General features: G+C 63.7%; 2 protein-coding genes. Both read right to left on the bottom strand.

The window, feature by feature from the left end; genetic code table 11:
* Positions 1-7,073, bottom strand: a 7,073-nt coding sequence (locus BMX68_RS24425) for a non-ribosomal peptide synthetase (protein WP_177178873.1), incomplete at its 3' end; no start/stop codon positions are given.
* 1 nt (position 7,074) lies between these two features.
* On the bottom strand, positions 7,075-10,926 hold a 3,852-nt coding region (locus tag BMX68_RS24420; RefSeq protein ID WP_143063363.1), incomplete at its 5' end, for a non-ribosomal peptide synthetase.

Below are 10,926 nucleotides of genomic sequence, written 5' to 3'. Positions count from 1 at the left end.
AGCTCCGCCGCCACACCTGGCGGCACCGGTTGCAACTGGCTGTCGAGCAGGTAGCTTTGCGTATTGGCCAGGGGGCGGCCAATGTTCGCCAGGCCACCGGCTTCACGTCGGGTCCAGGTCGAGTAGGTGGTGTCTTCCGAGGGGCCGTACAGGTCGTAGACATGCTCGACCGACGCCAGCCCGTACAACGAATCCACCAGCGCTTGCTTAAGCGGTTCGCCGGCCAGGTTGATGATCCGCACGCTTGCCGGAATCTGTCCCGCACGCTGCAGCGCGGCTATGGCCGAGGGTACCGTGTTGATCAGCCGCACTTGGTCGCGAGCCGGTAGATCCGGCAGTTCCAGGGCATTACGCGCAAGGATGATCGAACCGCCCCTGGCCAGAGTCACGAACAACTCCCAGACCGACAGGTCGAAACAGATCGAGGTCGAGGCCAGGACACCTTGCAGGTCGTCCTGGCTATACACCTGCCGCGACCACTGGATCAGTGCCGCCACGTTGCGATGTGTAATCGCCACGCCCTTGGGCTGGCCCGTGGACCCGGAGGTGTAGATCACATACGCCAGGTTCTGCGCCGTCACGGCACTGTCTGGCGTCTGCGCCGGGTACTCCGCGAACGCCGTGCCCGTGGCCTCCAGCACCAGTATCTCAGCCTGCGGGACCGTCAGCCCCGCCAGCAGCTCGCGCTCGGTCAACAGCACCTTGGCACCGCTATCTTCGAGCATGTAGGCCACGCGCTCGGCCGGATAGTCCGGGTCCAGCGGCACATAGGTGCCGCCAGCCTTGAGCACGGCCAGCAAGGCCACCACCATCTGCGCCGAACGGCTCATCGCCACGCCGACCCGGACCTCCGGGCCGACGCCCGACTCGATCAGGCGATGGGCCAACTGGTTGGCCTGCCGGTTCAGTTGTTCGTAGCTCCAGTGCTGCGCGCCGACCGTCAGGGCGATGGCCTGCGGCTGGCTGCTCGCCTGGGCATCGATCTGCTGGTGAATGCACAGCTCACGCGGATAGGCCAGCCCGTTGGCGTTCCACTCCTCAAGCTGCAACCGGCGCTCGTCCGCCGACAGCAGCCCGAGTTCCCCAAGCGGACGCCGCACATCTTGCTGCATCAGACTCAGCAGAGTATCCAGGTGCTGGCTGATCGCGCGGATCGACGCCTCGGCGAACTGTGCCCGGACATAGCGATAATGCAACGCCAGGGTGTCACTCAGACTGACCGTCAGGGTCAACGGATAGTTGCTCTGTTCATGGCTGTTCACCGGACCGAACTGCAACGCCTCGGGCGCGCCCTGCTGCAAGGCTTCGGACACCGGGTAGTTTTCGAACACCAGGATCGAATCGAACAGGGCCTCCCCACCGTATCCGGCCCAGCGCTGAATCTCGAACAGCGGCGTATGCTCCTGCTCGCGCAATGCAATGTTCTGCGCCTGTACGTCCTGCAACCAATCAGCCACTGTCTGCTCAGCACATGGGCTGGCGATGACCGGCAAGGTATTGATAAACAGACCGATCTGCTCCTCCACCCCCCTGAGCTCAGCCGGACGACCGGCAACCGTGGCACCGAAGCTCACCGCCCGCTGGCCGGTGTAGCGTTGCAACAGCAGCAGCCAGGCGGCTTGCAGAACGGTATTGACGGTGACTTTCTGCTGCCGGGCGAAGTCACCCAGCGCCTGCGTCCAGCGGCTATCGAACACCTGGTGATGATCGGCGTATCCGTCTGTGTCGCCTGCCGGCGTTACCAGCGCATGCGCCAGACGGGTAGGCGCCTCCAGGCCACGCAGGTGTTCCAGCCAGTAGTCCTTGCTGGCCTGCTGATCCTGGGCCTGCAACCAGGCGATATAGTCCCGGTAACGCACCGCTGCCCGCCCCAGAGGCTGGCCGGCATAGGCCTGCAACACCTCGCCAAGCAACCGGGAACTGCTCCAGCCATCCATCAGGATGTGGTGGTGGGTATAGATCAGGTGGTGATGCGTGTCCTCGGTCTGCACCAGATAGACTCGCAACAAGGGCGCTTCGCTCAAGTTGAAGCCCCGCTTGAGCTCCTCGTTCGCCAGACGGTCGAGACCGGCCATCCGGGCGCCATCGCTCCGCCAGTCAAGCACGCTGAACGGCACACTACAGTGCTTGTGGACCACTTGCAGCGGCTGATCGAGCCGGCCTTCCCAGAGGAAGCCACTGCGCAGGACTTCATGACGGTCAACCACCGATTGCCAGGCAGCAATGAAGCGCTCGGGGTCCAGGCCAGCGACATCGACCCGCAACTGATTGATGTAATCGCCAGCCGCCTGCTCGTACAGGCTATGGAACAACATGCCCTGCTGCATCGGCGCGAGGGGGAACAAATCCTCGACGGATGCGGCCTCCAGGGCCAGGCTGTCCAATTGTTCCTGGCTCAGACACGCCAATGGAAAGTCCACTGGGGTGACGCCGTGACTGCCCGGCAGACAGCAATGCGCCACCAGCGCGGCAAGCTCAGCGGCATAGTCATCCGCCAGGCGCTGGATAAGTTCAGGGGCAAAGCGCTGCGCGCTGAACGTCCAGCCCAGGCTGAGCTCGCCGGCAAACACCTGGCCGTTCAAGGTCAACCAATTGCCCAAGGGCGCCAATCCGCTCTGCTCGGCACCCGCCGATTCGCTGGCGGGCGAGAACAGCGCCCGTTCGTCTTCGGCAAAACTGCCGTCGAACTGCCCAAGGTAATTGAACGTGATGCGTGGCTCCGCCAGTGCTGCCAGCGCAGCCCTGGTCGGTGCATCGCCCAGGTAGCGGAGCAGGCCAAAACCGATGCCCTTCGCGGGCGCAGCACGCAACTGCTCCTTGATCGTCTTGATCGCTTCGGGGAAATCCCCGCCCGGGTCTAGCCGGACCGGATACTTGCTGCTGAACCAGCCGACGGTGCGCGTCAGGTCGACCTCATCGAACAGCTCTTCGCGGCCATGGCCTTCGAGCTGGATCAACACCGCCGACTCGCCAGTCCACCTGGCGATCACCCGCGCCAGTGCGGTCAGCAGCAAATCGTTGACCTGAGTGCGGTAGGCCGCCGGAGCCTGCTGCAGCAGTTGCCGGGTCAAGCCGGCGGCAAGACGCGTATAAACCGTGATGCTTTGATCGTTACACGGCTCGCTCGCCAACCGCATACCCGGCAAGTCCGCCGGTGCATGTTGCAACCGCGCCTGCCAGAATGCCAGCTGCTCCTTGGCCGGGCCTTGCGCATAATCTTGCAGACGCTTCGCCCAGGCCTTGACGGAAGTGGTCTTGGCCGGTAGCGCCACCGGCTGCCCGTTGGCCAACTGCTGGTAGGCGCGTTGCAGATCCTCAAACAGAATCCGCCAGGACACGCCATCCACCACCAGATGGTGAATCACCAGCAACAGACGCTGGCTGCCGTCCTCCAGCGCCATCAACAACGCCTTGACCAGCGGCCCATCGCCCAGTTCGAGGCTGCGCTGGACTTGCAGTCCAAGCGTTTCGATCATCGACGGTGCCACGCCATGCACCTGCGCCAATACCGGGGCATCGTCCCAACAGCAGCGCTGTTCAGCGACGCTGCGGTACCTGGCGCGCCAGCCCTGCGGCTGCTCGCTGAACGATTGACGCAAGGCATCGTGGTGGATGATCAGGGCCTGCAAGGCCTGCTCCAGAAGCACTGGATCCAGAACCCTGCTCGATTGCAGCAACACCGACTGGTTCCAGTGGTGCCGTTCGGCAATCACCCGCTCGAAGAACGCCTGCTGAATCGGCAACAGCGGCAACTCACCGCTCACCGCGCCCTGATCGATAGCCGGCAGGTCCGCGCCCTCCTGGGCAATTGTCGCCAATCCCTGGACGGTCTGGTGCTGGAACAACTGCTTAGGAGTGAAACGGATACCCGCCTGGCGCGCCCGGCTGACGACCTGGATGGAAATGATCGAATCGCCGCCCAGCTCGAAAAAATTGTCGGTCAGGCCGACTTGCTCAAGCTTGAGGACGTCTTGCCAGATGGCTGCAATCCGCTGTTCAAGCGCACTGTGTGGCGCGATAAAGATCGGCCCCTGACCGCTCGGGACAGCCGGCAGGGCCTTGCGGTCCAGCTTGCCGTTGGCATTGAGGGGCAGACCTGGCACCAGCACCAGGTGCGCCGGAATCATGTAGTCCGGCAAGTAGGCGCGCAGTTGCAACAAAAGCTCGTTGCAGTGCCGCGCCTGAACTTGCGGATCGGCGCTCAGCAGCGTGCCATCGCCTGGAACCGCGTAGGCGACCAACTGCTTGCCGACCCGTCCTGGTACGGCAAGCACCGCCGCCTCCACCAGCGCCGGCAGGCGACGCAGGGCGGCGGCCACTTCACCCGGCTCGACGCGATAACCGCGAATCTTTACCTGATCGTCGATACGCCCAAGGTACTCGATGCCCTCGTCCGTCAAACGCCCGCGGTCGCCACTGCGGTACAGACGCCCACCCTCGCCGGACGGATCGGGAACGAAGCGCTGCGCCGTCAGGCCCGGCTGCCGCAGATAACCACGAGCCAATCCGGCACCGGCAATCTGCAACTCTCCCGGCACACCTTCGATCACCGGTTGCAAGTCGGCGTCGAGCAAATGGACCCGGATGTTGGCCAGCGGATGCCCCAACGGCGCGCGGATCGGCGAACGGTCCAGATCCAACGCGGTTGCCAGCACACCGATGGTGGTTTCACTCGGGCCATAGTGGTTGAACACCCGGCAGTGCGGCATCAGCGTGTGCACGCTGTCCAGCAGTTGCGCCGGGCAGGCTTCCCCCCCCAGGATCAAACAGCGACGCGGCAGCACCTGGCTCGGGTTGCGCGCCTTGAGCAACGCCGACAGATGCGAGGGAACAATCTTCAGGGCGTCGACCGCATGGGCGCTCATATAGGCGGCAAAGCCCTCGGCATCCATGGCCAGATCAGTGTCGATCAGATGCAACGTGCGCCCCGAGCACAGGGCGGCGAAGAGTTGCGTGTAACCCAGGTCGGCGGCCACGGTGGAAACCATGGCCAGACTGCGAACGTCCTCCAGCGACACCCGCTGCAACAGCGCCTGGACATAGTTGAGCAACGCAGCGTGGCTGACCATCACGCCCTTGGGACGCCCGGTGGAGCCTGAGGTGTAGATCAGGTAGGCAATGTTTTGCCCGGCGATGGCCACTTCAGGGGCCTGCTGCTGGTCCGCGGCCCATGGCTCGCAGGCATCCAGTTCGAGCAGGCTGAACGGGCCGCTCAAGGCTGGCCGCTGGCACAGTTGCGCATCGCTGAGCAACAGGCCGATGCCACTGTCCGCCAGCAATTGCTGCTGGCGCTCGATGGGCGTCGTGACATCCAGGGCAAGGTAGCAGCCGCCCGCCTTGAGCACCGCCAGCATGGCGACAATCAATTCGATCGAGCGCGCCGCCGCAATGCCCACGCCCACCTCAGGCCCGACGCCTTGCGCGAGCAGTCGGGCGGCCAGGCGATTGGCCCAGCGCTCAAGCTCGCCATAGTTGATTTTCCGGTCGCCGCAGACCACCGCAATCGCCTCGGGATTCCGGGCGGCCTGACGCTCGAACAATTGCTGCACGCCGGTTGTCGGTGCGCCGTCGAAGGCTACGGCAGGATCCGTGACCGGCTTATCTCGCGCCCCCGTTACAACCTCGCCCAAATGGAGAGTCGGCTCGGCAATCAGGGTATCCAGCAACCCTTGCCAGTCGGCGGCCAGGCGCTCGATCGTCGCGGCACGGAACAGATCGGTGGCATAGATGAAGCTTGCCGAAAGTCCTTCTGCGTGCTCGACCGTTTCCAGCGTAAGGTCGAACTTGCTGCTGGCGTCGTCGCAGGCCAGGTGCTCGATCTGCAACGCCAGGCCGGCGGGTAGCTGCGCCTGTCCTGTGTCGCTCTGGTGATTGAGCATCACTTGAAACAGTGGACCGTGGCTCAGACTGCGTTGCGGCTGCAACGCCTCGACCAGTTGCTCGAACGGCAGGTCTTGGTGAGCCTGCGCGCCCAGCGCCGTCTGCTTGACCTGCTGCAACAGGTCGACGAAGCGCAGATGACCTTCGATCTTCGCGGCCAGCACCTGGGTATTGATGAAGAAACCGATCAGCCCTTCGGTTTCGAGTCGCTGCCGGTTGGCGATCGGTACGCCAACGCGGATATCCGCTTGCCCGCTGTAGCGGTACAACAGGAACTGGAACGATGCCAGCAGCACCATGAACGGCGTCACGCCTTCGCTACGGGCCAACCGCTTGAGGGCCTGGGCCTTGGCCAGCGGCAACTCCAGCTCCAGCCGGGCACCGCGATGACTCTGTTCGGCGGGACGGGCAAAATCCGTGGGCAATTGCAGAAGTGGATGCTCGTCGCCCAATTGATCCTGCCAGTACGCCAGTTGCCGTGCGCGCTCACCGGCCTCCATCCATTGTCGTTGCCAGATAGCGTAGTCGGCGTACTGGATCGGCAGGACCGGCCACTGTGGCGCATGGCTCTGGATACGCGCCAGATAGCCCTGGATCAGTTCGTCCACCAGCACCCGCATCGACACGCCGTCGGCGATAATATGGTGCAGGGTCATGACCAGCACATGATCGCCCGCTGCAATCTGCAGCACGTCGGCACGCAGCAAGGGCGCCAGCCGCAAGTCGAACAACTGCGAGCTGCGTGCCTGGATGAAAGCCTCGATCCGCTGGTGGCACCGGGCTTCATCGGGCTGCGGTTCAAGTACCTGGACGTTCAACCGCAGGCGGACTTCGGGCTCGATCACCTGAACCGCCTGCTCGCCGGCCTGCTCGAACCGCGTGCGCAAACTGGCATGGCGCACGATCAAGTCGTTAAAAGCCTGCTCAAGCGCAGCGAGGTCCAGCGAGCCACGCAGGCGCAAGGCACTGGGAATGTGATAGGCGGCGCTGTCTGGGTCGAGCTGCCAGAGAAACCATTGCCGTTGTTGGGCATAGGACAGCGGTATCGGTTCGAATTCATGGGCCATGGCTGGAATTGGCAGGTGACTCAGGCTCATGCCCTTGCCGGCGAGCCGTTCGAGAAAGACTTGGCGTTGCGCCAGCGGCAGGCGAATGAAACGCTGAACCAGCGCAAGGTTGTCCAATTCGGCCATCTCAATTCGTCTCCAGCTCGGTAAGAAAGTCATGCATGTCGCTAAGGTCCTGCGCCGAATGGGTATTCAGGCACCCCGCCAGGGCAGTGGCATACTCATGCAGGGTGCCGGCCTTGAAGATCAGCTCCAACGGCACCTCGGACCCCAATTGCATCTGGGCCATGGCCGTCGCCTGAGTCGCCAGCAATGAATGCCCGCCCAGTTCGAAGAAGTTGTCGTTGCGACCGACTTGCTCAAGTTTCAGTACGCTCCGCCAGATTCCGGCCAGCGTACATTCCAGTTCGCCGGTCGGCGCCACGAAGCGACGTTGCATCAAGCTGCCGTCGACCTCGGGCAAGGCCTTGCGATCCAGCTTGCCGTTAGGCGTCAAGGGCATGGCCTGGAGGAACAGCAGATAGGTTGGAATCATGTAGCCCGGCAGCACGTCCCTGAGCCGCTGATTGATCTCGTCGCGCAGGCGCTCCTGGGTCAGCAGCGGATCGCCCCCAGCCGCCGCATCGACCGGCACCAGATAGCCCACCAGTTGGACTCCCGACTGCCCTTGCCGGGCCAATACCACCGCCTCGCGCACGGCCGGATGTTCTTGCAGCCGGGCCTCGATCTCGCCCAACTCGATCCGGAAACCGCGCACCTTGACCTGATGGTCGATACGACCGAGGTAGTCGATCACCCCATCCGCCCGCTGGCGCACCACGTCGCCGCTACGATACAGCCGCCCTCCCGAGGCGAAGGGATCAGGGACGAAACGTTCGGCGGTCAGGCCAGGACGCTTCAAGTAACCCCGTGCCACACCCTCGCCGCCCAGGTACAACTCCCCCTCATGCCCCTGGGGCACGCGTTGCAGGTGGGCGTCGAGTACCGCAACGCTGCGATCGCCGACCCGATTGCCAATCGGCGCATAGGCCGCATCGCACTGCACGCCCCGAGCCGCTTTCCAGATCAGCGGGGTCACCACGGTTTCCGTTGGGCCATAGCCATTGATGATGAACTGTGGTTTCAGTGCCTGCATGGCCAGCTCGAAACTTGCCTGAGGTACCGCGTCGCCACCAAAGCAGTAGATGCGCACGGGCGGTGGATTGCCGTCCAGGGCGGCATGCTCAGCCAGTTGTTGCAGGTATGCGGGGGGAAATGCCGCGACTGTCACGCCATGGCGATGCAGGGCCCGGTAGGTCTGTTCCGGGGTCCACAAATGCGCGTCGCGGATCAGCAGGCGGCCACCGTGGATCAAGGTGGTTAGCCAGCGTTCATGGGCACCGTCGAAAGCGAAGGACATGAAATGCAGCTCGCAGTCCCGCTCGCTCATGGCATAACGCTCGCCAATCGCCAGACAGTGCATGGCCAGCGGACCATGGGCCACCATCACGCCCTTGGGCTGCCCAGTGGAGCCCGAAGTGTAGATGACATAGGCCAGACTTCGCGGGTCCGGCTGCAACGGCGGCGCGCTGCGGGGCAGCCCAGCCAGATCGAGCTGGTCCAGCAGCAGGCAACGCAGGTGCGCCGGCACTGGCAAGCGTGCGGCCAATGCTGAATCCGTCAGCAACAGGGCAACCCCCGAATCCTGCATCAGGTACGCCAATCGTTCGCCGGGGTATTCAGGGTCCAGGGGGACGTAGGCTGCACCTGCTTTGAGGATGGCCAGCAGGCCAACCACCATCTCCAGGCTGCGCTCCAGGGCGATTGCCACCAGCACCTCCGGACCGACGCCCTCCGCCCGCAGCCTATGCGCCAATTGGTTGGCCCGCGCTTCCAGCTCGCCATAGGTCATTTGCTGCTCGCCAAACAGCAACGCCACCGCTTCGGGCAAGCGCTCGGCATGCGCCTGGATACGCTGATGCACGCAACGCTTGAACGGATAGCTGACACCGTCGGCACTCCAGCCTTGCAAACGGCTCGTCTGCGCCGGGGTCAGCAAGTCCAGCTCGCCGATGCAGCGTGTCGCATCCGTGGCAACCGAGCGCAGCAGATTCAGCCAGTGGCCGGCCATGCGCTCGATAGTCCCGCGGTCGAACAGATCGGTGGCGTAGGTCAGTGTCGCGAAGAGGCCTTGCGCGGTGTCGAAGGTATCCAGGGTCAGATCAAACGGTGAACTGGGGTTGTCCCATACCAGCCCTTCGACCCGCAGCCCTGGCAAGGCCCATTGATCCTGGCCCTGCCGGGTTTCGTTCTGATGGTTGTACATCACCTGGAACAGCGGGCTGTGGCTCAAGCTGCGTTGTGGGTGCAGGGCTTCGACCAACTGCTCGAATGGCAGGTCCTGATGGGCTTGGGCCTGTATCGCCACCTCGCGCACCGCGCACAGCAACCCGGCGAACGACAACTGCCCCTCGACCCGAGCCCGCAGGACCTGGGTGTTGACGAAGAAACCGATCACACGCTCGGTCTCGATCCGGTTGCGGTTGGCAATCGGCACACCGACGCGGATGTCCGCTTGACCGCTATAGCGATGCAGCAGAGCCTGGAACGATGCCAGCAAGACCATGAACAAGCTCGCCTGCTCACGCAGGGCCAGGTCTTTCAGGGCCGACGCCACTTCGGTCGGCAAGGCGATATCGAAACTCGCGCCACGGTGACTTTGCACGGCGGGGCGTGGCCGATCGGCGGGCAATTCGAGGATCGGTTGTTCACCCCCCAGTTGGCCGGTCCAGTACTCCAATTGTCGTGCGCGCGCTCCCGCCGCCAGCCATTGGCGTTGCCAGTGCGCATAGTCGGCGTACTGGATCGGCAGTGCGGGCAACTTGGGCGTCTCTCCCCGGCTGTAGGCGCTATAGAGTGCAATAAGCTCTTCCACCAGGATCGCCATCGACCAGCCATCGGAAATGATATGGTGCTGGGTCAGCACCAGCACCTGTTCCTCGGGCGTGACATGCAGCAGCTGCACGCGCATCAGCGGCTCTTGTTGCAGATCGAACAGCCTCTGCGTCTGGGCTTCGACGAACGCCAGGATGCGTGATTCACGTAACGACGCGTCCGCTGTCGGCTCCAGATGATGACGCTCAATGGTTATCCGCGCTTGCGGTCGAATCCGTTGAAAGACCCGCTCTCCTTCCTGGACAAACGTGGTGCGCAGGCTTTCGTGACGGGCGCAAAGGGTATCGACACTGCGTACCAGGGCCGGCAGATCCAGTTGGCCGTGCAGGCGCAATGCGCTCGGAATGTGATACGCGCTGCTCTGGGGATCGAGACGCCAGAGGAACCATTGACGTTCCTGGGCAAACGACAGCTCAAGCGGTTGTTCGCGGTCGACCGGCAGCAACGGCGGTTCAACATGCCCAGCCTCCTGCCCCAGGGCCTTAACGAAATCGCTCAGCACGCTGTGCTCGAACAGCGCACGCAGGGGAACATCGAGCGCCAGGGCTTTCCTTGCACGGGAGATAACCTGGGTAGCCAGCAGAGAATGGCCGCCCAGCTCGAAGAAGTTGTCGTTCAGCCCGACTCGCTCGACCTTCAACACCGCCTGCCAGATCGCCGCGATCTGCTGTTCCAGCGCCGTGACCGGAGCGACAAAAGCCTGTTGCGCCTGGCTAGCATCCGGCAGTGGCAGGGCCTTGCGGTCCAGCTTGCCATTCGGGCTCAACGGCAATCCCTCAAGGAACAGCACGTGCGTCGGTACCATATAGTCCGGCAGGCTGTCCTTGAGCCGGGCACGCATCCGCTCGCGCACAGCCGCCTGCTCCGCCGGCCCGGCCTGACTCACCGAGCGTTGCGTCGGCACCACATAGGCCGACAGTTGCAGGCCACTGCTGCCCGGCACCGCCAGCACAATGGCCTCGCGTACCGCCTCCTGCTCCAGCAGGCGCGCTTCGATCTCGCCCAGTTCGATACGAAAGCCACGGATCTTCACCTGATGGTCGAT

The organism is Pseudomonas agarici, from assembly GCF_900109755.1.
Classification (GTDB): Bacteria; Pseudomonadota; Gammaproteobacteria; order Pseudomonadales; family Pseudomonadaceae; genus Aquipseudomonas; species Aquipseudomonas agarici.
This window is presented reverse-complemented; position numbering and strand designations above follow the sequence as displayed.